The organism is Paracoccus zhouxuedongae (assembly GCF_041927815.1).
In the GTDB taxonomy this organism is placed as follows: Bacteria; Pseudomonadota; Alphaproteobacteria; order Rhodobacterales; family Rhodobacteraceae; genus Paracoccus.
Map to the genome: position 1 here is coordinate 89136 of NZ_JBHFHM010000009.1, position 21247 is coordinate 110382.

22 protein-coding genes are annotated in these 21247 nt (G+C 68.2%); 12 read left to right on the plus strand and 10 right to left on the minus strand.

Annotated features, from left to right (window positions below; genetic code table 11):
• The first annotated feature begins 3 nt into the window (after window positions 1–3).
• The 4 genes from fsa to ACEYYA_RS11850 all read left to right on the plus strand — a co-directional run bounded on the left by fsa (window position 4) and on the right by ACEYYA_RS11850 (window position 3201).
• Window positions 4–657 carry a fructose-6-phosphate aldolase gene (fsa, locus tag ACEYYA_RS11835; protein WP_374800871.1) on the plus strand — a complete coding sequence of 218 codons (654 nt, stop codon included), beginning with the start codon at window positions 4–6 and terminating at the stop codon, window positions 655–657.
• A 169-nt stretch (window positions 658–826) separates the two neighbouring features.
• Window positions 827–1534 carry a DUF484 family protein gene (locus ACEYYA_RS11840; RefSeq protein ID WP_374800873.1) on the plus strand — a complete coding sequence of 236 codons (708 nt, stop codon included), beginning with the start codon at window positions 827–829 and terminating at the stop codon, window positions 1532–1534.
• The gene (locus ACEYYA_RS11845; protein WP_374800875.1) at window positions 1531–2463 is read left to right on the plus strand and encodes a tyrosine recombinase XerC; all 933 of its coding nucleotides are present in this window, start codon (window positions 1531–1533) and stop codon (window positions 2461–2463) included. The genes ACEYYA_RS11840 and ACEYYA_RS11845 overlap by 4 nt, the downstream gene beginning before the upstream one ends.
• Window positions 2464–2502: 39 nt before the next feature.
• Window positions 2503–3201 (plus strand): CDP-alcohol phosphatidyltransferase family protein, encoded by a 699-nt coding sequence (locus ACEYYA_RS11850; protein ID WP_374800877.1) that lies wholly within the window; start codon window positions 2503–2505, stop codon window positions 3199–3201.
• On the opposite strand, the gene ACEYYA_RS11855 is transcribed toward ACEYYA_RS11850, so the two are convergent.
• A complete protein-coding gene (locus ACEYYA_RS11855; protein ID WP_374800879.1) occupies window positions 3198–4853 on the minus strand; it encodes a thiamine pyrophosphate-binding protein in 1656 nt (551 codons plus the stop codon). The two genes, ACEYYA_RS11850 and ACEYYA_RS11855, sit on opposite strands and share 4 nt — an antisense overlap.
• A gap of 139 nt (window positions 4854–4992) precedes the next feature.
• Between ACEYYA_RS11855 and smpB the strand changes: the two genes are divergently transcribed.
• On the plus strand, window positions 4993–5466 hold the full coding sequence (smpB, locus tag ACEYYA_RS11860) for an SsrA-binding protein SmpB (protein WP_374800925.1): 474 nt from the start codon (window positions 4993–4995) through the stop codon (window positions 5464–5466).
• Between the two features lie 94 nt (window positions 5467–5560).
• On the opposite strand, the gene ACEYYA_RS11865 is transcribed toward smpB, so the two are convergent.
• Complete coding sequence (locus ACEYYA_RS11865) at window positions 5561–6157, minus strand: hypothetical protein (RefSeq protein WP_374800881.1); 597 nt, start codon at window positions 6155–6157, stop codon at window positions 5561–5563.
• A gap of 51 nt (window positions 6158–6208) precedes the next feature.
• On the minus strand, window positions 6209–8023 hold the full coding sequence (locus ACEYYA_RS11870) for an OmpA family protein (RefSeq protein WP_374800883.1): 1815 nt from the start codon (window positions 8021–8023) through the stop codon (window positions 6209–6211).
• 278 nt (window positions 8024–8301) lie between these two features.
• On the opposite strand from ACEYYA_RS11870, the gene ACEYYA_RS11875 reads away from it, so the two are divergent.
• The 3 genes from ACEYYA_RS11875 (at window position 8302) to ACEYYA_RS11885 (ending at window position 10724) form a co-directional block, all read left to right on the plus strand.
• Window positions 8302–8595, plus strand: a complete 294-nt coding sequence (locus ACEYYA_RS11875) for a hypothetical protein (protein ID WP_374800885.1) — start codon at window positions 8302–8304, stop codon at window positions 8593–8595.
• Window positions 8596–8691: 96 nt separating this feature from the next.
• Entirely contained in the window at window positions 8692–9543 is an 852-nt protein-coding gene (gene sseA, locus ACEYYA_RS11880; protein ID WP_374800887.1) for a 3-mercaptopyruvate sulfurtransferase, read from the plus strand.
• Window positions 9543–10724 carry an amino acid aminotransferase gene (locus ACEYYA_RS11885; RefSeq protein ID WP_374800889.1) on the plus strand — a complete coding sequence of 394 codons (1182 nt, stop codon included), beginning with the start codon at window positions 9543–9545 and terminating at the stop codon, window positions 10722–10724. The genes sseA and ACEYYA_RS11885 overlap by 1 nt, the downstream gene beginning before the upstream one ends.
• An 8-nt stretch (window positions 10725–10732) precedes the next feature.
• On the opposite strand, the gene ACEYYA_RS11890 is transcribed toward ACEYYA_RS11885, so the two are convergent.
• Complete coding sequence (locus ACEYYA_RS11890; RefSeq protein WP_374800891.1) at window positions 10733–11986, minus strand: NAD(P)/FAD-dependent oxidoreductase; 1254 nt, start codon at window positions 11984–11986, stop codon at window positions 10733–10735.
• Window positions 11987–12087: 101 nt separating this feature from the next.
• Here ACEYYA_RS11890 and ACEYYA_RS11895 point away from each other — a divergent pair, with 101 nt between their 5' ends.
• Together ACEYYA_RS11895 and ACEYYA_RS11900 are read left to right on the plus strand one after the other, a co-directional pair.
• A complete protein-coding gene (locus ACEYYA_RS11895) occupies window positions 12088–12483 on the plus strand; it encodes a hypothetical protein (RefSeq protein WP_374800893.1) in 396 nt (131 codons plus the stop codon).
• A gap of 81 nt (window positions 12484–12564) precedes the next feature.
• Window positions 12565–13827, plus strand: a complete 1263-nt coding sequence (locus ACEYYA_RS11900; RefSeq protein WP_374800895.1) for a lytic murein transglycosylase — start codon at window positions 12565–12567, stop codon at window positions 13825–13827.
• A gap of 222 nt (window positions 13828–14049) precedes the next feature.
• On the opposite strand, the gene ACEYYA_RS11905 is transcribed toward ACEYYA_RS11900, so the two are convergent.
• The 4 genes from ACEYYA_RS11905 to gpmI are packed head-to-tail and all read right to left on the minus strand — an operon-like array spanning window position 14050 to window position 18638.
• Window positions 14050–14544 carry an RNA pyrophosphohydrolase gene (locus ACEYYA_RS11905; protein WP_374800897.1) on the minus strand — a complete coding sequence of 165 codons (495 nt, stop codon included), beginning with the start codon at window positions 14542–14544 and terminating at the stop codon, window positions 14050–14052.
• A complete protein-coding gene (locus ACEYYA_RS11910; RefSeq protein ID WP_374800899.1) occupies window positions 14541–15965 on the minus strand; it encodes a S41 family peptidase in 1425 nt (474 codons plus the stop codon). Before ACEYYA_RS11910 ends, ACEYYA_RS11905 begins: the two co-directional genes overlap by 4 nt.
• A 1-nt stretch (window position 15966) precedes the next feature.
• Window positions 15967–17118, minus strand: a complete 1152-nt coding sequence (locus tag ACEYYA_RS11915) for a murein hydrolase activator EnvC family protein (RefSeq protein WP_374800901.1) — start codon at window positions 17116–17118, stop codon at window positions 15967–15969.
• The gene (gene gpmI, locus ACEYYA_RS11920; protein WP_374800903.1) at window positions 17118–18638 is read right to left on the minus strand and encodes a 2,3-bisphosphoglycerate-independent phosphoglycerate mutase; all 1521 of its coding nucleotides are present in this window, start codon (window positions 18636–18638) and stop codon (window positions 17118–17120) included. Before gpmI ends, ACEYYA_RS11915 begins: the two co-directional genes overlap by 1 nt.
• Before the next feature lie 214 nt (window positions 18639–18852).
• Between gpmI and ACEYYA_RS11925 the strand changes: the two genes are divergently transcribed.
• The gene (locus ACEYYA_RS11925) at window positions 18853–19773 is read left to right on the plus strand and encodes a DUF535 family protein (protein ID WP_374800905.1); all 921 of its coding nucleotides are present in this window, start codon (window positions 18853–18855) and stop codon (window positions 19771–19773) included.
• Here the strand turns inward: ACEYYA_RS11925 and rlmH are convergent.
• On the minus strand, window positions 19761–20231 hold the full coding sequence (gene rlmH, locus ACEYYA_RS11930) for a 23S rRNA (pseudouridine(1915)-N(3))-methyltransferase RlmH (RefSeq protein WP_374800927.1): 471 nt from the start codon (window positions 20229–20231) through the stop codon (window positions 19761–19763). The genes ACEYYA_RS11925 and rlmH overlap by 13 nt on opposite strands.
• A 10-nt stretch (window positions 20232–20241) precedes the next feature.
• Window positions 20242–20637, minus strand: coding sequence for a ribosome silencing factor (gene rsfS / locus ACEYYA_RS11935; RefSeq protein ID WP_374800929.1), 396 nt, complete (start codon window positions 20635–20637; stop codon window positions 20242–20244).
• Window positions 20638–20832: 195 nt separating this feature from the next.
• Between rsfS and ACEYYA_RS11940 the strand changes: the two genes are divergently transcribed.
• Window positions 20833–21168 (plus strand): SH3 domain-containing protein, encoded by a 336-nt coding sequence (locus ACEYYA_RS11940; protein ID WP_374800907.1) that lies wholly within the window; start codon window positions 20833–20835, stop codon window positions 21166–21168.
• Window positions 21169–21247: the final 79 nt, after the last annotated feature.

Here is a 21247-nt window from a genome sequence, read left to right on the forward strand (position 1 = left end):
CCCATGAAGTTCTTCGTCGATACCGCCGACGTCGCCGCCATCCGTGAACTGAACGACCTGGGCATGGTCGATGGCGTGACCACCAACCCGTCGCTGATCCTGAAATCCGGCCGCGACATCACCGAGGTGACGCGCGAGATCGCCGAGATGGTCAGCGGCCCGGTCTCGGCCGAGGTGGTGTCGACCGACGCCAAAGAGATGATCCGCGAAGGCAAGGTTCTGGCCAAGATCGCCCCCAATATCGCCATCAAGGTGCCGCTGACCTGGGACGGTCTGACGGCCTGCAAGGCTTTCGCATCCGAAGGCCACATGGTCAACGTCACCCTGTGCTTCAGCGCCGCGCAGGCGATCCTGGCAGCCAAGGCGGGCGCGGCCTTCATCAGCCCGTTCATCGGGCGGCTGGACGACATCAACCTGGACGGCATCCAGCTGATCGAGGACATCCGCACCATCTATGACAATTACGACTTCAAGACCGAGATCCTGGCCGCCTCGATCCGGTCGGTGAACCATATCACCGACGTGGCCCGCATCGGTGCCGATGTCATCACCGCGCCGCCGAATGTGATCAAGGCGATGGCCAGCCATCCGCTGACCGACAAGGGCTTGGATCAATTCGTCAAGGACTGGGCCGCCACCGGTCAGAAGATCGGCTGACAGGCTAGGGGCCGAGGCGTTCGTCGGCGAAAAGGTCCATTGGACCTTTTCGTGACCCGCCTCACTCCCCCCAGGGATATCTCCGCCAAGAAGAAAGAGGTGCGCGGGGTCTCGGCTTCGGTTATCTTTGCGCAACTGCCCGCGTCAGACGGGCCGAGTTGAGGCGAGCATGACCCGAACCACCCTTGCCCCCGATCTGCGGGCGCAGCTTCTGGCCGCGCCCGAAGCCCTGTTGAACGATGCCGAAGTGATGCGCGCGCTGATGGATGCGCGCGATGCCGAACAGGGCGGCAATGTCATCGACATTCGTGGTCGCTGGATGGCCCGGCTGGAAGAGCGGCTGGACGATCTGCAAACCACCCATCGGCATGTGCTGGCTGCCGCCTATGACAACGTGGCTGGCACCCGTCAGGTGCATCGCGCCGCGCTTGCGTTGATCGGGGCCGCCGATCTGGCCGGGCTGCTGGCGGTGTTGGGCGATCAATTGGCGGTGCTGCTGCGCATCGAATCCGTCCGCCTGCTGATCGAGGACGCCCCCGTTCCGCTGGCGGCTGACACGCGCGCCGCCCTGCTGGCCCATCCCCGGCTGGTCGAGCTGAGCCCCGCCGGTGCAGTCGCCGCGCGGCTGGCCGTGCGGCGGGCGCAGGCCAGCGGCGTCACCCTGCGCCGCACCGGGGACGACGCCGCGCGCGCCCATCCCCATGCCAATGCGCCCATCGCATCCGAGGCGGTGCTGCCCCTGTCCCTTGGCGGCGCGCGCGCCGGTCTGCTGCTGCTGGGCGCGACTGAGGCCGCCACCTTCGCCCCCCAGCAAGGCAGCGACCTGATGGCCTTTCTGCAAGGCGTCATCGACGCCCTGCTGGCCCGAATGCTGTGAGCGTCGCGGGCTTCTCGGATGCCGCCGCCGATCTTCTGGCGCGGTTTCTGGCCCATCGTCAGGCAATCGACGGGGCGAGCGCCCATACGATCACCGCGCTGCGCAGCGATCTGGCGCGGTTTCTGACCTTTCTGGGCGATTACCAAGGCGGCCCGCTGACCCCTGCGGCGATTGGCGGGCTAGGCCCCGCCGATCTGCGCGCCTTTCTGGGGGCCGAACACCGGCGCGGGCTATCGCCGCGGTCGATGGCGCGGCGGCTGTCCTCGATCCGGGGGTTCATCGCCTGGGTGGCCGACCGGCAGGGCGTCGATGCCAGTGCCGCGCTGACCACACGCGCGCCGAAATACGCCCGCAAGCTGCCGCGCCCGCTGGCCCAGGATCAGGCCCGCGACGTCATTGATCTGGTCGAGGTGCAGGCCACCGCCCCTTGGATCGGCGCGCGCGACGCGGCCATCGTCACCCTGCTTTACGGCTGCGGCCTGCGCCTGTCCGAGGCATTGTCGCTGACCGGGGCCGATCTTCCGCTGGGCACCGCGCTGCGCATTCGCGGCAAGGGCGGCAAGGAGCGGCTGGTGCCGGTGCTGCCCGTCGCGGTGCAGGCAGTCGAGGCCTATCTGGCGGTCTGCCCCTGGCCGATGGCCGATGACCAGCCGCTGTTTCGCGGCGCGCGCGGCGGCCCGCTGAACCCGCGACTGGTCGCCCGCGCGATGGAGGCGGCCCGCACCTCGCTGGGGCTGCCCGCGACCGCCACCCCCCATGCCCTGCGCCACAGCTTCGCCACGCATCTGCTGGGCGCAGGCGCCGATCTGCGCGCCATTCAGGATCTTCTGGGCCATGCCCGGCTGGCCACCACCCAGGTCTATACCGCCATCGACAGCGCCCGGCTGGTTCAGGCCTATGACGCGGCCCATCCGCGCCAGCGCCGCTGAACGGTTGATTTCACCCCTTTTCTGCGCCACAAGGCGCGCATGACCCCACGTCTGAAAGCCCTTTCCGTGCATCTGCTGACCGCCACCGGCGCGGTCCTGTCGATGCTGGCGATGCTGGCCGCCGTGAACGAGCAATGGGCGCTGATGTTCTTCTGGCTGGTGATCGCGCTTGTCGTGGATGGCGTCGATGGCCCGCTGGCGCGCCGCTATGACGTCAAGGCCAACTGGCCGACCTATGACGGCGTGCTGATGGATCTGATCGTCGATTACCTGACCTATGTCTTCATCCCCGCCTATGCCCTGTTCAAATCGGGCATCCTGCCGGGCTGGACGGGCTGGGTCGCGATCATCGTGATCGTCTATGGCTCGGTCGTCTATTTCGCCGATACCCGCATGAAAACGCGCGACAATTCCTTTGCGGGCTTTCCCGCCTGCTGGAACATGGTGGTGTTGGTGCTATTCGCGCTGAAACTGAACTTCTGGGTCGCTTTGGCCATCGTCGTGGCTTTGGCCGCAACCATGTTCACCAATCTGAAGTTCATCCACCCGGTGCGGACCGAGCGGTGGCGCGCCATTTCATTGCCCATGGCTTTGGCCTGGACGGGCTTTGCCTTCTGGGCGGTGGCGGTCGATTTCCACCCGCAAAGCTGGGCGCTCTGGGGGCTGCTGCTGACCTCGGCCTATCTGCTGCTGGCGGGGATCGTTCAGGAAATCATCCCCGAACGCCGCCGCGCCTAACCCGCCGCGGACTGCCCTGCCGCGCGCGCCTCACTCAGGGTCATGCCGGTCGACAGCGCCTCGGGGTCCAGCCGCAATTCGATCAGCGCGACCCCCGGCGCGGCCAGCGCGCGGTCCAGCGCGGCGGGGAAATCAGCGCCATCAGCCACGACCTCACCCTGGCCGCCATAGGCGCGGGCCAAGGCGGCGAAATCGGGATTGGCCAGATCGGTGCCGGACACACGCGCCGGATAGGTCTTTTCCTGATGCATCCGAATGGTGCCATAGCGCCCGTTATTGGCCACGATCAGCACCAGCCGCGCGCCGTGCTGGGCGGCGGTCGACAGCTCATTCAGGGTCATCTGCACGTCGCCATCCCCGGCCAGACAGACGACCGTGCGCCCCGGCAACGTCAGTGCGGCCGCGATCGCCGCAGGCAGCCCATAGCCCATCGACCCCGAGGTCGGCGCCAGTTGCGTGCCCGGCCCCTTGTAGGTGAAATAGCGGTGCAGGAAGGCCGCGAAATTGCCCGCGCCATTGGTCAGGATCGCATCCTCGGGCAGGTGGTCGGACAGATGCTGCACCACCTCCTCCAGCCGCACCGCGCCGGGCGTCGGGCGCGGCTTCTGCCAGTCCAGATAATCCGCCCGCAGCGACGCCGTCCAATCATCCCAGCGGCGCGGGGCCGGGCGGTCGGCCAAGGCCGCCAGCAGCGCGCGCGGGCAGGCCGCGATCCCCGGATCGGCGCGCCACAGCACCCCGATCTGATCGGGGTCGGGGTGGACCTGCACAATCCGCCGCCCCGCCGCCCGCGGGGCCATCAGATCATAACCGCCGGTCAGCGTATCCCCCAGCCGCGACCCCAGCGAGACGACGCAATCCGCCCGTCGCAGCGCCTGCCCCAGTTTCGGGTTCATACCGACGCCCAGATCGCCCACATAGTTCGGCAGGCGATTGTCCAGATGCCCCTGACGGCGGAAGGGCACGGCGACGGGCAGGCCCCAGCCCTGGGCCAGCCGCGCCAGATTGGCCGCGTCATCCGCCGTCCAGATCGAGCCGCCGGGGATCAGCAACGGCTGGCTGGCGGCGGCCAGGGCCTCGGCCACGGCATCCACCTGGGCGGCGCTGATCCCGGCGATCACCGGCGGCGCGGGCGGCAGGTCGGGCGTGTCGGCGCGGGCCGACAGCATATCCTCGGGCAGGGACAGCACGACCGGACCGGGGCGGCCCGACATCGCCACGTCAAAGGCGCGCGCGACATATTCGGGGATGCGCGCGGTCGTGTCGATCTGGGCCACCCATTTCGCCAGGCCACCGAACATCTGGCGATAGTCCACCTCTTGAAAGGCCTCGCGGTCGCGGTCGTCGCGGGCGATCTGGCCGATGAACAGGATCATCGGCGTGCTGTCCTGCCGCGCCACATGCACGCCCGCACTGGCATTGGTCGCGCCGGGACCACGGGTAACCAGGCAAATGCCGGGGCGGCTGGTCAGTTTGGCGCTCGCCTCGGCCATCATCGCGGCGCCGCCTTCGTGACGGCAGACGATATTGGCGATGCCCGACCCGTGCAGCCCGTCCAGCACCGCCAGGAAACTTTCGCCGGGCACCGAAAATACCCGCGTCACCCCATGCAGCCGCAATTGATCGACCAGGATCTGCCCACCGTGACGCATCGCTTGCCCCCATTTCCAGCCGCAGCAATCCTGCGACAGCCGCCCGCCGGGGGCAAGTCGGTGATGGCGCGGCCCCAATCCCGGGCCGCGCGCCCCATGGGTGCTGGACTTGCGCCATCCGCGCGCCTATCTGATCGGCATGGTCCAGAAATCCGATCCCAACAGCAAGCTGATCGCCGAAAACCGCCAGGCCCGGTTCCATTACGCCATCGAGAGCGATCTTGAGGCCGGGATCGTGCTGACCGGATCCGAGGTGAAATCCCTGCGCACCGGCCAATCGAACATCGCCGAAAGCTATGCCAGCGTGGAAGATGGCGAATTGTGGCTGATCAACGCCTATGTCGCCGCCTATAAGCAGGCCGGCGTCTTCGGGCATGAGGAGCGCCGCAAGCGCAAGCTGTTGGTCAGCAAGCGCGAACTGGCGCGGCTGTGGCAGGCGACGGGTCGCGAGGGGATGACGCTGGTGCCGCTGCGCATGTATTTCAACGACCGCGGCATCGTGAAGCTGAAACTGGGCATCGCCAAGGGCAAGAAGCTGGCCGACAAGCGCGAAACCAGCGCCAAACGCGACTGGAACCGGCAGAAACAGCGCCTGCTGAAGCAGAACCAATAGCCCGTTTCGCTGTGCCGAGCTAGTCGGGGGTGCGGGGGCAAAGCGCCCGTGCCGCGGCGGCAGGGCCGGGGGCCGCAGCCCCCAAGCCAAGATTTTACTTCTGCGGCATGATGCCCTGGGCCAACAGCCTGGCCTGCCCCACCCAGTCATCGCGGGTCACGCGGCCCTTGAAACCCTCAAGGTTCTCATCGACCCAAGCGATTTCCTCGGCGGTCCAGGCGGCCACCTGATCGAAGTGGTAAAAGCCCAGGCTGTGACACAGCTTTTCCAAGACCGGCCCCACGCCCGAGATCAGCTTCAGATCGTCAGGCTGGCCATTGCGCGCGGCGGCCAGCGCGGCCGGGCGGCGGCCGACGGCGACAAAGCCTTCGGCATCGACTGCGGCGGGGGCGGCAGGTGCGGCGGCGAAGGCCGCCGGTGCAGGCGTGTCTTTCAGCGCGGCCTCGGCCTCGGCGCGGCCCGCCTCGCATTCGCTCAGGCGCTGCCGGGCGGCGGCCAATTGATCGGCGCAGGCCTTGCCGTCACGGCGGCAGGCGGCCAGATCGGCGCGAAGCTGGTCGGCCTCGGCGCTGTTGACCACGGTGGTGCTGCGGCGGCCGAAGATCAGCCAACCGGCCAGCAGCCCCAGCAGCGCGGCCAGCGCCAGCAGGAACCAGATTTCGCCCAGCAGGAAGCCCCATTCACGAAACATGTGTCTCTCCTTGTCAGTTGCGCCCCGCGGGGTCGCACAGGATGGATTGGATCAGTTGGTCCAGACGATTGTCGTCCGGCGGTTCTTGGCGCGGCCTTCCTCGGTCGCGTTGTCGGCAATGGGCTGGCTGGCGCCAAACCCCATGGCGGTCATTGCCGCCGCCGGAACGCCACGCGCGACCAGCGCGTCAAAGACCGATTGCGCGCGATCCTGGCTAAGCTTGCGGTTCACCTCGGCATCGCCGGTGGCATCGGTGTGGCCACCCAGTTCCGCCTTCAGGCCGGCCGCCGCGCACGGCGCCATGATCGCGGCCAGCTCGTTCACCGCGCGGGCGGCCTCGGCGTTCAGCCGGGCCGAGCCGGTCACGTAGCCGATGCCGAACCGGTCCAGGATGTCCTGCGCCATACCGTTGCAGGCGGCGACATCAGCGGTGAAATCGCGCTTGGGCAGCCAGAAGCCGCCGACGAACCGCTCGGTCTCGCCGGTCGCGGCATTCAGCCGCTCGGCCCCGTCTGCGACGCGCAGCGCGGGGGCGGACACGTCCAGCGCGACGCCCGTGCCCAAGCCTTCAGACAGCGCCGCGCCGATCAGTTCGGCATCCGCCCCGGCGGTCAGTTCGACCGAGGCGGCGGGCTTGGCGCCCAGGCTAAGACCCAGCTTTTCGATCTGCGGCAGCCAGGCCTTGAAGGCCCCGATCGCCGCCAGCCCCGCATCGCGCAGATCCGCGCCGCCCTTGGCAGGGGTCAGATCGGCCGAGACGGTGTTCAGGCCCAGCGCCCCGGCGACGGCCGCCGCATCCAGCCCTTCGGGCGCGGCACCGGCAATCGTCGCGCCCTCGCCCGCAACATAATCCAGACGATAATCCGCCTCGGGCAGGGTCGCGGCGACACTGATGTCAGCCCCCTGCGGCAGCGCGCCCGCAAGCGCCTGCCGGATCGCATCGACATCCGCGCCGGGCTTGGCGGTCACAGTCGCGGCAGCGGTCAGGCCCTGCATCCGCAGATCAAAGGCCGACAGATCGTCCAGCTTCGCGGCCAGCGCCGAAAGAGCGGCCTGGCCCGTCGCAGCCTCGGTCGGGTCGCTGGCCTGAACCGGTGCCGCGTCGCCGGCGACCGAAGGCAGGCCCAAGGCGACGGCCAGCGCGGGCAGGTCCAGGCCGGCGGGCAGTTGCCCGGCGGCTTTCGCGCCATCCGTCTCGGTCCAGCTCAGCGACCAGTCGCCCGGCATCGCGGGCACCGGCACCTCGATCTGCGGCTTGGCGGTGTAACCGGCGGGCAACGCGGCCAGCGCGGTTTCGGCCTTGGCAGCGGCATCCGGCCCCGAGGCCGTGCCGGTGATCGTCAGCACCTGATCGACCAGCGACAGGCTGCCACTGTCCAGTGCGGCCAGCGCGCCCAGACCGGCACCGATAGCGCCCGTCCAGTTGCCATCCGGCGCGCCCGAGGCCAGTTCCAGCCCCTTGGCGGCCTCGGCGCCGATCAGCCCGGCAAGCCTGGCGCGGGCGGCTTCGGACGGGATCACCCCGGCGACATTGGCCAACCCGCCATCCGCCGTCTTGTCGACGCCAAAGGTATAGGGCGCGGCGGGCTCGAGGATTCTCAGGTCGTCATTGACCACACGCCGACCGTGCAGCGCGTCCAGATCGGCAAGCAGCCGGTCGCGCTCTGCGGCACTGTCGGCCAGCCCGCCGATGGTGATGTCGCGGCCCGACACGCGGGTCTGCGCGCCATGAATTGACGTCCCGGCGACGGCCTTGGCCGCCTCGTCGAGATGCTTTTCGATGCGTGGCGCGTGCTCGCCCCGCGCCCAAAGTCCCAGGCCCAGAACGCCCAGGACCAAGACAAGATAGCCAATCAGTTTACGCACAGATGCCCCCGAAAATGACCGAAACGGATGTTCGCTGCCGTGATCGCCCGATTTTTCAGACGATTTCAGGGGAAAACGCTTCGCCCCGCCGCATTCCCTTGCGTCACCTGTTGCGCCGGCGCCACAGGCGGCCGCTGACACGCGGCCAAAATCCGGGCCGCCCGGCCATGCCGCAGCGCAGGCTTGCCGCACCTTGGATGCTATGTCATTTTTTAATCACCCTGCGCCCAGGCAGATCCACGGCGCGGCTGACCCTTCCACCATCGGAGATGTGAGACATGGACTATCTGCCCCTTATCATCAGCCTGCTGTCGGGTGCGGCGGGTGGCAATATCGTCGGCGCGCTGGCCAAGAACCTGAACCTGGGCACGCTGGGCAATTCCATCGCCGGCATCCTGGGCGGCGGCCTTGGCAGTCAGATCCTGGCGATGCTGGGCGCGGGTGGCGCGGCGGCGGCTGCGGGCACCGGCGCGCTGGACATGGGCGCGATCCTTGCCTCGGTCGCGTCGGGCGGCGCGGGCGGCGGCGTACTGATGGCCGTCATCGGCGCCATCCGGTCGATGATGCGCTGAACCTTCGGCGGGCCGCGCCCGATCGCGGCCCGCTTTTTCACATTCAAACCTGCCGCCCGCCCTGCTATGGCAGGGGCCAGCAACATGAGGGGCGGCATGAACGATCCGAAAACCCTGGTTTCAACCGATTGGTTGGCCGATCACCTGGCCGACCCCGACCTGCGGGTCATCGATGCCTCTTGGTATCTGCCCGCGATGGGCCGCGATGCGCGGGCCGAATATGACGCCGCCCACATCCCCGGCGCGCGGTTCTTCGACATTGACGAAATCAGCGACCAGCGGTCATCCCTGCCGCATATGGCGCCGCCGCCGGAAAAGTTCGTCAGCCGGATGCGCGCCATGGGCATCGGCGACGGCCATCAGGTCGTCATCTATGACGGCCACGGCCTGTTTTCCGCCCCCCGCGTCTGGTGGACCTTTCGCCTGATGGGCAAGACCGATGTCGCGGTGCTGGATGGCGGTTTCCCGAAATGGCAGGCCGAGGGCCGCCCGGTCGAGGACATGCCCCCCGTGCTGCGCGACCGCCACATCACCGTCAGCCGACAGGCCGGTCTGGTCAAGGACGTCACCCAGGTCGCGGCGGCATCGAAGCTGGGCGATCACGCCATCGTCGATGCCCGCCCCGCCGCGCGCTTCACCGGCCAGGACGACGAACCCCGCCCCGGCCTGCGCAAGGGCCATATCCCCGGTTCGCGCAACATCCCCTGGAACAGCGTCACCAACCCCGACGGCACGATGAAATCGCCCGAGGCGCTGCGCGCGCAGTTTCAGGCCGCCGGCGTCGATCTGTCGAAGCCCGTCATCACCAGTTGCGGATCGGGCGTCAGCGCCGCGATCCTGTCGCTGGCGCTGGAACGGATCGGGCACCGCAACCACTCGCTCTATGATGGCGCCTGGGCCGAATGGGGCAGTTTCACCGACCTGAAGATCGCCACCGGAGAGGCCTGATGCTGAACAATCTGAAACCGCAGCCCGCCGACAAGATCATCGCGCTGATCGCCGCTTTCAAGGCCGACCCGCGCGCGGACAAGATCGACCTGGGGGTCGGCGTCTATAAAGACCCGACCGGCCTGACCCCGGTGATGCGCGCCGTCAAGGCGGCCGAGCGCAAGATCTGGGACGACCAGACCACCAAGACCTATACCGCGCTTGCCGGTGAGCCTGCCTATCAGGAGGCGATGGCCGGGCTGATCCTGGGCGATTCCGTCGCGCGCGACCGGGTGGCGGCGCTGTCGACGGTGGGCGGCACCGGCGCGATCCGGCAGGCGCTGGAGCTGGCGCGGCTGGCCAACCCCGGCGTGCAGGTGTTCGTGTCGGACCCGACCTGGCCGAACCACCTGTCGATCCTGACCTATCTGGGCATCCCGACCTTCAGCTATCGCTATTTCGACGCGGCGACCTGCGGCGTGGATTTCGACGGGATGATGGCCGATCTGGCGCGCGCCAAGGCGGGCGATCTGGTGCTGCTGCATGGCTGCTGCCACAACCCGACCGGCGCGAACCTGACCCTGGATCAATGGGCGCAGGTCGCGGCGCTGCTGGAAAAGACAGGGGCCACGCCGCTGATCGACCTGGCCTATCAGGGCTTCGGCGACGGGCTGGATGATGACGCGGCGGGCACCCGGCTGCTGGCCAGCCGCCTGCCGCAGGTGCTGATTGCGGCCTCGTGCAGCAAGAACTTTGGCATCTACCGCGAACGCACGGGCATCCTGCTGGCCGTCACCGATCCCGCGATCCGCAACGTCGTGCAGGCGAACCTGGCCGGGCTGAACCGGCTGAACTATTCCTTCGCCCCCGATCATGGGTCGCGCATCGTCACCACCATCCTGACCGACGCCGCCCTGCGCGCCGACTGGCAGGCCGAGCTGGAGGAGATCCGCAACGGCATGCTGGCCCTGCGCGAACAACTGGCGCGCGAGCTGCGCGACCGCGCCGGGTCGGACCGTTTCGGCTTTATCGCCCAGCATCGCGGCATGTTCTCGCGCCTGGGGGCCAGCCCGGAACAGGTGGCGGTGCTGCGCGACAAGAACGGCATCTACATGGTTGGCGATTCCCGCATCAACATCGCCGGGCTGAACCCCGCGACAGTGCCGGTGCTGGCGCAGGCGATGATCGAGGCCGGAGTCTAGATCGGGGTCTAGCAGAACCTGAACAGGTCGGCGTCCGGGTCAGCCCGGCCGCCGATCCAGCCCGCGATCAGATCGGCGGCGATCACGCTGAAGGTGATGCCATTGCCGCCAAAACCCATCACCGCAAAGGTCCGGTCATGCCCCGGCACGCGGTCGATGATCGGCAGGCCATCCACCGTATTCCCGAACGGCGCGGCCCAGACATAGGCGGGCTTGCCGATGTCGATGCCACCCACCTGCCGCAGCTTTTTCGCAATCGCTTTGGCCTTGGGTTTCAGCAGCTTGGGATCGCTGTTGCGGGTCGCGCTGTCCTCATCCTCGCCACCCGCGATGATCCGGCCATCGGGCGTGGTGCGGTAATACAGATAGGGGTCCGCCGCCTCCCACACCAGAAAACCGTCCAGCCATTTCGGATGGGCGATGCCGGGTTCGGACGCCAAGGCCCAGGTCGATGTGATCTGGTGGCTGGGGCTGTGCATCTGGGGCAGGAACTCATAGCCGCTGCAAAAGACCGCATGACCCGCCGTGAACACCCGCCCGTCGCGCGTGGCCAGGGCCACGCCGCCCGGCAGTTCGGCCATATCCGTCACCTCGATGGGCGCGGCGATTTCGGCCCCGCGCGACACCGCGACGCGCAGCAGCCCGGCCGCAAGTTGCGCCGGATTGGCCGAGGCCGAAGCCTCCGACACGATCGCCCCGGTGCGGTCGATCCCGAAGCGGTCCATCAGGGCCTTCGCATCCAGATATTCGGCCTTGATGCCCGCGGCGTGGCGGGCCTCGACCTCGGTTTGCAGGGCGCGGTGGCCCAGATCGTCGCCCGCCAGATACAGCGCGCGCTTGGGCTGCATCGAACAGTCGATGTCCAGCCGCTTGACCAGCCGCACCAGATCCCTGACCGCCTTGACCGACCGCAGCCACGACCGTTCGGCACGGTCGCGCCCGGCGTCGCGGATCAGCCGGTGCAGCGGCACGTCGATCTCATGCTGGATCATCGCGGTCGAGGCCGGGGTGGACCCGCGCACCGCCGCGCGCCGGTCGATCACCAGCACCCGCCGCTTGCGCCGCCCGCGCGTCAGCGCCTCGGCCACCAGCGCGCCGGAAATCCCCGCACCAACCACGATCACATCGTAATGGCTGGCCGAAGGGCGGGCCAGCGTCGGCGCCGTGGTATCGGGGGTTTTCACCCAATAGGGCGTGCCGATGCGCAGATCGTCCTTGCGCGTGCTTGCGTCCTTGCCGCCTGTCGTCCCGCCCCTTGCCATGATACCCCCCGAATAAGCTGCGCCCCAACACGGCTGCGGCTTTCCGGTTCCCTTTCGCCCCGGTCCGTGATTGAACAGGCGCGTCCAGTCAGGGGAGCGCCATGTCCGACACGTCTGATACGCCCGCCAAGCCCAAGCGCCCGCAGCAGGTCTACACGCTGGTCGTCGAACTGGGCCGCAGCCCCGGCGATGGCCTGCCCGACAAATCGACCGGCGCGGCGCTGATGGTTTATGCCACCGGCGTGGACGAGGCCGAGGCGGTGCGCGAAACCGTCGCCGTGCTGAAACAGGCCGACCTGTCGCCCGTCGATGTGACCGGCTATGGCACCGCCGAGGAACGCGTGGCCCAGGGCCAGGTGATCGAGGATGACGAACGCGAATTGATGGCCCGCGCCCTGGCCGACAATGCCGTCGTCGTCGCCCAGATGGAGCCGTATTACGACGATGACGGTGCGCGCAGTTATCGCGGCGGCCTGCCAAAGGGCGCGATCGACTAGGCGAACGCGGCTGTTGGCGCGAACGGCGGCTTCGGTTAGACTGCGGCAAAACAACATGCAGCAGCTAATCACAGGCACCCCATGACCCTTATCCGACTGACCGTTTCGGCCGCGCTGATGGCCACCGTCGCGGCCTGCGCCGCACCGATGCCGCGCGGCGGCGCCATGCTGGGCAATGCGACCCTGCCCGAACCCACGGCGATCCCGGCGGCCAACCCCGCCGATCAGGCCGGGCTGCAAAACTGGATCGCCGGTTTCCGCGGCCGCGCCCTGTCATCCGGCGTCAGCGCCGCGACCTACGACCGCGCCATGGCCATCGCCCGCTACAACCCCGAGGTGATCCGTCTGGACCGCCGCCAGGCCGAGTTCTCGCGCCCGGTATGGCTCTATCTGGACAGCGCGGTGTCGGATCAGCGCATCACGACGGGTCGGCAGATGCTGGCCCGCCACGGCGCCGCGTTGCGCCAGATCGAGGCGCGCTATGGCGTTCCGGCCGAAGTCGTGCTGGCCGTCTGGGGGATGGAATCGAACTTTGGCGCGAACCGGGGCCGGATGCAGATCATCCCGTCGCTGGCGACGCTGGCCTATGACGGGCGGCGTGGGCAGATGTTCCAGAACCAGTTGATCGCGGCACTGAAGATCATTCAGGCGGGCGATGTCGATCCGGCGCATATGCTGGGGTCGTGGGCGGGCGCGATGGGGCATACCCAGTTCATGCCGACCAGCTATCTGGAATATGCGGTCGATTTCACCGGCGACGGTCGCCGCGACATCTGGTCGGACGATCCGCGCGATTCGCTGGCTTCGACCGCCGCCTATCTGGCGCGCAACGGCTGGAAGCGCGGCCAGCCCGCGGTGGCCGAACTGCGTCTGCCGGCCGGATTCAACATGGGCCAGATCGGCAAGGGCACGCGCGTTTCGGCGGCCTCGCTGGCGTCGCAGGGCGTCACCCGCATCGACGGGCGCGCGCTGCCGGGCGGCACCGGGTCGATCATCATGCCGGCGGGGGCGAATGGCCCGGCCTTCCTGATCATGGACAATTTCCGGTCGATCCTGCGTTACAACAACAGCGACAACTATGCGCTGGGCGTCAGCTATCTGGCCGAACGCATCGCCGGGCGGTCGGGCATCATGGGCCAGTGGCCGCGCAATGATCGCCCGCTGACCACCGGCGAACGTCAGGACATCCAGCGCCTGCTGATGGCCAAGGGCTTCTATCAGGGTGAGATCGACGGCCTGTTCGGCTCCGCCACGATGGAGGCGGTGCAGGCTTTCCAGCGGTCGATCGGGGTGACGCCGGACGGCTATCCGACCTCGATCCTGCTGGGGCAATTGCGCCGCTGATCGACACGACCGCGCAGTAGAAAGGCGGGCCAACGGCCCGCCTTTTCGCATCACCGGACTGCCAGGCCCGCCCCCGGCCACGAGGCCCCGGCACGGCGGGCTTGCGTCTTTCAGCGACCGCCGCACAAGTGCCGGATACCCGCGGGCGAGGCAGCCTCCTGCGGGTCTGTGCAGAGGCTTCATCCGAACTGCTGCGATCTTGCCCTACTGGTCAACCTGACCTCAGGCCAGATGGTCCCGAAACGCGGCGATCACCTGTTCATAGACGGCGCGCTTGAAGGGCACGATGGCGGCCAGCATGTCATCCGCCGAAATCCAGCGCCATTCGCCGAACTCGGGATGTTCGGTGGCGATGTTGATGGCGTCGTCATCGGCCATCAGGCGCATCAGGAACCAACGCTGCTTCTGGCCGCGATACTTGCCGCCCCAGACCCGGCCCATCAGTTCGGGCGGCAGGTCATAGGTCAGCCAGTCAGGGGTCTTGGCGATCACCTGCACCTGATCGGCACTGACGCCGGTTTCTTCCCACAGCTCGCGCAGCGCCGCTTCCTTGGGCTTTTCGTCCGCGTCGATGCCCCCTTGCGGCATCTGCCACGCGGGGGGCGCGGCGGGGTTGGCGCCGTCGCGGTCGATCCGCCGACCGGCAAAGATCAGCCCATCGGCATTGATCAGCACTACCCCCGCGCAGGGTCGATAGGGCAGATCGCCCCCGCTCATTGCGAGGGCGCCTGTTCGGCAGGCGCATCCGCAGGCGCGGGCACATCGGACCGAACGCCCGGCACCGGCGTGCCCTGCATCGCGGCCTGGCTGACCGCCAGCCCCTTCAGGATGTCGACGGCATAGGCCAGCTGGTAATCCTCATCGCGCAGCTTGGCGGTGCGTTCGGCCTCGGCGGCTTCGGCCTCGATCTGCTTCTTCTCGTCCTCGGTCATCGAGTCATTGGTCAGCGACCCGCGCAGATCGGCCTCGGAACTGCCAAAGCGCGAGGCGGTCTTGGGCGTGTCGTCCTGCCCCTCGGGCGTGGGGGTGGCGCGGGGCTGTTCCACGATGATGTCGGGGGCGATCCCCATCGCCTGAATCGACCGGCCCGAGGGCGTGTAATAGCGTGCGGTGGTCAGCCGGATGGCGCTGTCGCCGGTGACCGGCATCACCGTCTGGACGCTGCCCTTGCCAAAGGACTTGGTGCCGACGACGATCGCCCGCTTGTGATCCTGCAAGGCGCCGGTGACGATTTCGGACGCACTGGCCGAGCCGCCGTTGATCAGCACGACCATCGGCTTGCCGGCGATCAGGTCGCCATCCTTGGCGTTCCAGCGTTCGCTGTCCTCGGGGTTGCGGCCACGGGTGCTGACGATCTCGCCCTTGTCCAGAAAGGCGTCGCTGACGTCGATGGCCTGGTTCAGCAGGCCGCCGGGGTTGTTGCGCAGATCCAGCACCACGCCGGTTACCTGGTCGATGCCGCCCGCTTCCTCGACGGCCTTGTCCAGTTCCGCCTTCATCGTGTCATAGGTCTGGTCGTTGAAGGTGGTGACGCGCAGCACGACGGCGTGGCCCTCGGTCCGGCCCTTGGCGGCGGTCAGCTTGATCGTGTCGCGCACGATGTTGATGTCGAACGGCTCTTTTTCGTCCTTGCGCAGGATGGTGACGGTGATTTCCGACCCCACTTCGCCGCGCATCATCTCGACCGCCTGATCCAGCGTCAGGCCCATCAGGCTTTGGCCATCGACATGGGTGATGAAGTCGCCCGCCTTGACGCCAGCCGCATCGGCCGGGCTGCCCTCGATCGGCGCGACGACCTTGACCAGCCCGTCCTCCTGGCTGACCTCGATCCCCAGGCCGCCAAAGGTGCCGCGGGTCTGGGTCTGCATGTCGGTGTAAGCATCGGCATTCAGAAAGCCAGAATGCGGATCAAGCGAGGTCAGCATGCCGTTGATCGCCGCCTCGATCAGTTTCTTGTCGTCCACCGGTTCGACGTAACCGGCGCGGATGCGTTCAAAGATCGTGCCGAACAGATCAAGCTGTTCATAGACCGAGGCTTTCTTCTCGGCCTCCTGGGCGATCAGCGGCCCGGCAAACTGGGTTGCCACCACCAGCCCGGCCAGCGTGCCGCCCAGTGCGGCCATCATCACCTTGTTCATGCTATTCCTCAGCCTTCCCTGTTGGCGCGAACCACGGTTCGGGGTCGATCGGCGTCTTGCCCTTGCGCAACTCGATATAAAGCGTTTCCGTCCGGCCCGCACCCCCACCTTCGCGCGCGGCGGCCACGAAACCGGACCCGAACTCGGCGGCGGTCGGCTCGGTGCCGCCCATCAGGCCCAAAGGCTCACCGGCGGCCAGCACGTCGCCGGTCTGTCCGAAGACTACCGATAACCCGGCAAGGATCAAAAGATAGTCCCGCGCGGGTTCGACGATCATCACATTTCCGTAGTCCAGCAGCGGCCCGCGATAGCGGATGGTGACCGGCCAGGGCGCGGTGACCATGGCGGCGGGGGCGGTGGCGACGACGATGCCGGGGCGGCTGATCCCCGCCGCGTCGGGCTGACCCGAGCCGCGCAGGACGGTGCCGATCACCGGCATCGGCAGGCGGCCCTTGGCGCCCTCGAAATCGCCCATCGGCGCGCCGACATCCTGTTCCAGCCCGGCCAGCCCCTGCGCGAAATCGTCCAGCGTGCGGGCAGCGGCGACCATCCGCGTCAGTTCTTCGGGCTGATCGACAAAGCGGGTGGGCAGGTCGCCCCGGTCGGCGATGGCCTGCGCCAAAGCCTGCCGCGCCGCCTGCACCCGGCCCAGACCGGAGGCCAGCACCGCCTCGGCCTCGGTCTGCTGGGCGCGCACGGCGGCGATTTCGGCCAGGTCGGCCTTCAGCCGGTCGGCCTCGGCCTGGATCGCGGGGGCGACCGATCCCAGCAGCATCCCGGCGCGCGCTGTCCCCTCGGGGCCAGAGGGGTGCAGCAGCAGAAGGGTCTCGGGCGATTGCTCCATCGCCGACATCACCCCCAGGATCCGGCCCAGCCGGTTCGACCGGTCGTTGAAGGCGCTGCGGATTTCCGCCTCGCGGATGGCGGCCCGGCGCAGACCGGCGCGCAGCGAGGCCAGCCCCTGTTCATAGGCCTGCACCGTCGCGGTCAGCGCCGCCACCTGATCGCGGCCCTCGGGGGTGGTGGTCATGCCCTCGATCGCGGTGCGCAGCGCATCGGCAGCGGCGCGCGCCTCGGCGGCGGCATCTTCGGCACGGGCGGGCGCGGCAAGGCCCGCCAGCAACGCCAGCACAAGGGTCAGACGGGTCCGCATCAGCGCAGGATCAGCGTTTGGCCGGTCATCTCGGGCGGTAGCGGCAGCCCCAGCAGATCCAGCAGCGTCGGCGCCAGATCGGCCAGCCGACCGTCGCGCAGGCGCACGCCCGCAGGCCCACCGATCAGCGCCACCGGCACCGGGTTCAGCGTATGCGCGGTATGCGGGCCGCCCGTCACCGGGTCGATCATGGTTTCGCAATTGCCATGATCTGCGGTCATCACCATCGCGCCGCCGACCCGTTCCAGCACCGGCAGCACCCGGCCCAGATCGCGGTCGATTTCCTCACACGCCGCGATGGCGGCGCGCAGGCTGCCGGTATGGCCCACCATGTCGGGATTGGCGTAGTTCACCACGATCAGGTCATAGCCCTTTTCGATGGCCTCGATCAGCCGGTCGGTCACCTCGGGCGCCGACATTTCCGGTTGCAGGTCATAGGTGGCAACCTTGGGGCTGGCGGGCATGAAGCGATCCTCATGCGCACTGGGCGCCTCGATCCCGCCATTCAGGAAAAAGGTGACATGCGGGTATTTCTCGGTCTCCGCGATGCGGAACTGGGTCAGGCCGTGCTTTTCCGCCCATTCGCCCAGCGTGTTCACCACCGGCCGCTTGGGATAGGCGGCAGGCATGAAGCTGTCGTGGCGTTTGGAATAATCGACCATACCCAGCATCGCTGCCCAGTTCGGGCGATCATGGGCATCGAAACCGTCGAAATCGGGGTCGGCCAGCGCCAGCAGGATTTCGCGCGCGCGGTCGGCGCGGAAGTTCAGGCAGAAGAAACCGTCGCCGTCAAAGGCGCCGTTATAGCCGTCGATGACGCGGGGTTCGATGAACTCATCCATCTGGCCCGAATCATGGGCATGCAGCACCGCCGAGGTCGCGCTTGCCTCGGTCTCGCCCTCGCCACGGACGATGGCGCGAAAGGCGCGCTCGACCCGTTCCCAGCGGTTGTCGCGGTCCATCGCCCAGTAACGCCCGATGACGGTGCCAATGCGCGCGCCGTCGGGCAGCACCTCGTCCAGCGCGGCCATGAATTGCGGGGCGCTGTCGGGGGCGACGTCGCGGCCATCGGTGATGGCATGGATGACGACCGGGATGCCAGCCGCCGCGATATGGCGGGCGGCGGCGGTGATGTGGTTCAGGTGGCCATGCACGCCCCCGTCCGAGATCACTCCCATCAGATGCGCGGTGCCGCCGCTGACCCGCAGCTTGCCGATGAAGCTGGCGATTTCGCCATTTTCAAAGAAGCTCCCGTCCTCGATCGCCAGGTCGATCTGGCCCAGATCCATGGCGACGACGCGGCCCGCGCCGATATTGGTATGGCCGACCTCGGAATTGCCCATCTGCCCGCGCGGCAGGCCGACATCGGGACCATGGGTGACCAGCGTGGCATGAGGGCAGGTCGCCATGATCCGGTCGTAGGTGGGCGTGCGCGCCATCGCCGGGGCGGAATGTTCGGGGATCGGGCCGATGCCCCAGCCGTCAAGAATGCACAGGATGACGGGTTTCGGTGTGGTCATGGCGGCCTCCGGCGGTTTGCCGCCTTTCTAGGGCGTGGCGGGCCGGGGGGCAACGGTTGACCGGGGTGCCCCTGGGGCAGGTCGCGCCGCGCGTATTTGAACAAGGAAGAAACGATCACCGAAAAGCGATCACCGATCACCGCAATGCGATGTGACCGGCGCGGGGGCGGGGCGCTATGGCGGGCATGGGGATCGCCCCCATGAAGGACATGACGTGACCGACCGACCTTTGCCCTGTGCCGAGGTTCCCAGTTTCCCTGTTCAGGATCAGATCAACCGGACCTTCGCGCAGGCGGCGGGTCTGTGGCGGCGCGTGACGCCCAAGCGCGCCGTGCTGTTTTACGGGCGTGCGCTGATCCGGCCCGGCGCGACGCTGACCTGGCTGCGCCATCTTGACCGGCTGGCGGGACAGCACGATCTGGGCGCGCCCGATGACGCGCTGCTGCAAAAGCCGCTGTCCAAGTTCCTGTGCCATGGCCTGCCCACCCGGCGGCGGCTGGAACTGGTCTGTGGCCATTTTGATCTGGCCGCGACGCTGATGACGCCCGCGGCGATGGCGGCAAGCTGGCGCGGCGCGCATGTGCCACTTGGTCAGGTAGCGGGCCGGACCGACGCCTATGCGCTGACCCTGGCGCTTGCCGATTGCGCCGGTGGCCGGCATGAGGGGGGCCACGCCCTTGCCCTGACCCGGCTGTCGGACGGGATCGAGCTGTGCAGCCTCAAGTTCCTGCTGATCGACGGCCCGCAGGGCGTGACCGCCGTGATCGGCGGCGTCCAAGGCAGCGAGGGCGCCAAGCGCGCGGTGATCGAGGCCACGCGCGATCTGGGCGGCCTGCGCCCGAAAGAGGCGTTGCTGCTGGTCATCCAGGGCCTGATCGCGCCGGGCGGCGCGGAGGGATGCCTGGCGGTGGCCAGCGACCGGCTGACGATCCGCTATCGCCGCCGCCGTCGTCAGGCGCTGCTGAAAGCCGATGTCGACGCCTTCTGGCGCGACCGCCGCGCCACGCCGGATGCCGAGTTCGGATTTCTGGTGCCGTGGTCGGGGCTGACCGGCAGCAAGCCGCGCGACCGTGCCAAGCGCGCCTTCGCCGAGCTGGGGCAGGCGCTACGGCGGGACGGCGGTCAGACGCGGTGATAGGGGCTGCCGTTCAGGATCGTCGCCGCGCGATAGATCTGTTCGGTCAGCATCACCCGCGCCAGCATGTGCGGCCAGACCATGCGCCCCATCCGCACCCGCGCATCGGCCCGGTCGCGCAGGGCGGGGTCGATGCCATCCGCGCCGCCGATCACCAGAGCCAGATCGCCGCGCCCCTGATCGCGCCAGCCCGCCAGCCGGTCGGCAAACTCGGGCGAGGTCCAGTCCTGGCCGCGTTCGTCCATGCAGACCAGCACCGCGCCATCGGGGATCACCCGCGCCAGCGCCGCGCCCTCGGCCGCCATGCCGCCGCCCTTCCTGTCCTCGACCTCATGTTCGGTCAGCGGGCCAAGGCCGATGCCCCGGCCCGCGGCATTGAAGCGGCGGGTGTAATCGTCGATCAGATCGCGTTCGGGGCCGGACCTGAGCCGGCCCACGACACAAAGGTGCAGCCGCAACATGGGCGCGTCAATGCGCGCGCTGTTCGGGCCTGTGCGGCGCGGTCGGGGTCAGGCCCGACGGCATCCACATCTTTTCAAGCTGATAGAAATCGCGGACCTCGGGGCGGAACACATGAACGATCACGTCGTCGGTGTCGATCAGCACCCAATCGCCGGTTTCCTTGCCCTCGACACGGGCCGACCGCCCGGTCTGGGCCTTCAGCCGCTCCATCAGCTTTTCGGCAATGGCGGCGACCTGACGCGCGGACCGGCCGCTGGCGATCACCATGTGATCGGCCATGGCGGAACGGCCACGCAGGTCGATGGCGACCACATCCTCGGCCTTGTCGTCATCCAGTGAGCTTAGCACCAGCTTCAGGATCTCGTCGCTGGTGGGGTGGCGGGCGGCTTCGGCGCCCTGCATGTGCAGCGTGGACAGATGCCCATCCTCCGTCAATCGCGCCGTTCATCCCCGGCGCCGGGTATCCCCAAGGTAACAAGCGCGGCGTGACATTTCAATGAACCGCGTTTCCTTGACCAAATCTCGACAATGTGAGGACGGTTTGCCCACCGAACCGGTTAGTTTGGACCGCATGACCACCGTTGCGGAGACCGGCCCATGCGCCACCTGACCCTGATGTTCCTGGCCGCCAGCCTGACCACAAGCCTGGCCGCCACCACCCCCGCGCTTGCCACCACCGGCAAAGGCTGCCTGCGCGTCGTCAATGTCGCGGCGGGAGACGCGCTGAACGTGCGCGCCGAACCCTCGGCCCGGGCGCGCATCGTCGACCGGCTGATCCCCGGCCAGCACGGCGTCATCAGCCTGGACGCCGAATGCACGCCGACCTCGCGTCCCTGGGCGCAACGCTGGTGTCCGATCAGCCACAGCAGCGGCGACGGCACCACCCATGGCTATGTCAAGGCGCGCTTCATCCGCGACGCGGAATGCCCGTAACGGCCCAGCCCACCATGGACAGGCGGGCGGAATCACCCTAAGGATGGCGCATGATGCGCTATTTCGACATGGATGACCG

Coding starts and splice junctions, on each gene's coding strand:
- ACEYYA_RS11885 (WP_374800889.1), top strand. CDS start 9,543: ATGCTGAACAATCTGAAACCGCAGCCCGCCGACAAGATCATCGCGCTG.
- ACEYYA_RS11910 (WP_374800899.1), bottom strand. CDS start 15,965: ATGAACAAGGTGATGATGGCCGCACTGGGCGGCACGCTGGCCGGGCTG.
- ACEYYA_RS11895 (WP_374800893.1), top strand. CDS start 12,088: ATGTCCGACACGTCTGATACGCCCGCCAAGCCCAAGCGCCCGCAGCAG.
- ACEYYA_RS11840 (WP_374800873.1), top strand. CDS start 827: ATGACCCGAACCACCCTTGCCCCCGATCTGCGGGCGCAGCTTCTGGCC.
- ACEYYA_RS11890 (WP_374800891.1), bottom strand. CDS start 11,986: ATGGCAAGGGGCGGGACGACAGGCGGCAAGGACGCAAGCACGCGCAAG.
- ACEYYA_RS11855 (WP_374800879.1), bottom strand. CDS start 4,853: ATGCGTCACGGTGGGCAGATCCTGGTCGATCAATTGCGGCTGCATGGG.
- ACEYYA_RS11915 (WP_374800901.1), bottom strand. CDS start 17,118: ATGCGGACCCGTCTGACCCTTGTGCTGGCGTTGCTGGCGGGCCTTGCC.
- rsfS (WP_374800929.1), bottom strand. CDS start 20,637: ATGCAGGGCGCCGAAGCCGCCCGCCACCCCACCAGCGACGAGATCCTG.
- ACEYYA_RS11865 (WP_374800881.1), bottom strand. CDS start 6,157: ATGTTTCGTGAATGGGGCTTCCTGCTGGGCGAAATCTGGTTCCTGCTG.
- ACEYYA_RS11905 (WP_374800897.1), bottom strand. CDS start 14,544: ATGAGCGGGGGCGATCTGCCCTATCGACCCTGCGCGGGGGTAGTGCTG.
- ACEYYA_RS11875 (WP_374800885.1), top strand. CDS start 8,302: ATGGACTATCTGCCCCTTATCATCAGCCTGCTGTCGGGTGCGGCGGGT.
- ACEYYA_RS11850 (WP_374800877.1), top strand. CDS start 2,503: ATGACCCCACGTCTGAAAGCCCTTTCCGTGCATCTGCTGACCGCCACC.
- ACEYYA_RS11900 (WP_374800895.1), top strand. CDS start 12,565: ATGACCCTTATCCGACTGACCGTTTCGGCCGCGCTGATGGCCACCGTC.
- sseA (WP_374800887.1), top strand. CDS start 8,692: ATGAACGATCCGAAAACCCTGGTTTCAACCGATTGGTTGGCCGATCAC.
- gpmI (WP_374800903.1), bottom strand. CDS start 18,638: ATGACCACACCGAAACCCGTCATCCTGTGCATTCTTGACGGCTGGGGC.
- smpB (WP_374800925.1), top strand. CDS start 4,993: ATGGTCCAGAAATCCGATCCCAACAGCAAGCTGATCGCCGAAAACCGC.
- ACEYYA_RS11940 (WP_374800907.1), top strand. CDS start 20,833: ATGCGCCACCTGACCCTGATGTTCCTGGCCGCCAGCCTGACCACAAGC.
- fsa (WP_374800871.1), top strand. CDS start 4: ATGAAGTTCTTCGTCGATACCGCCGACGTCGCCGCCATCCGTGAACTG.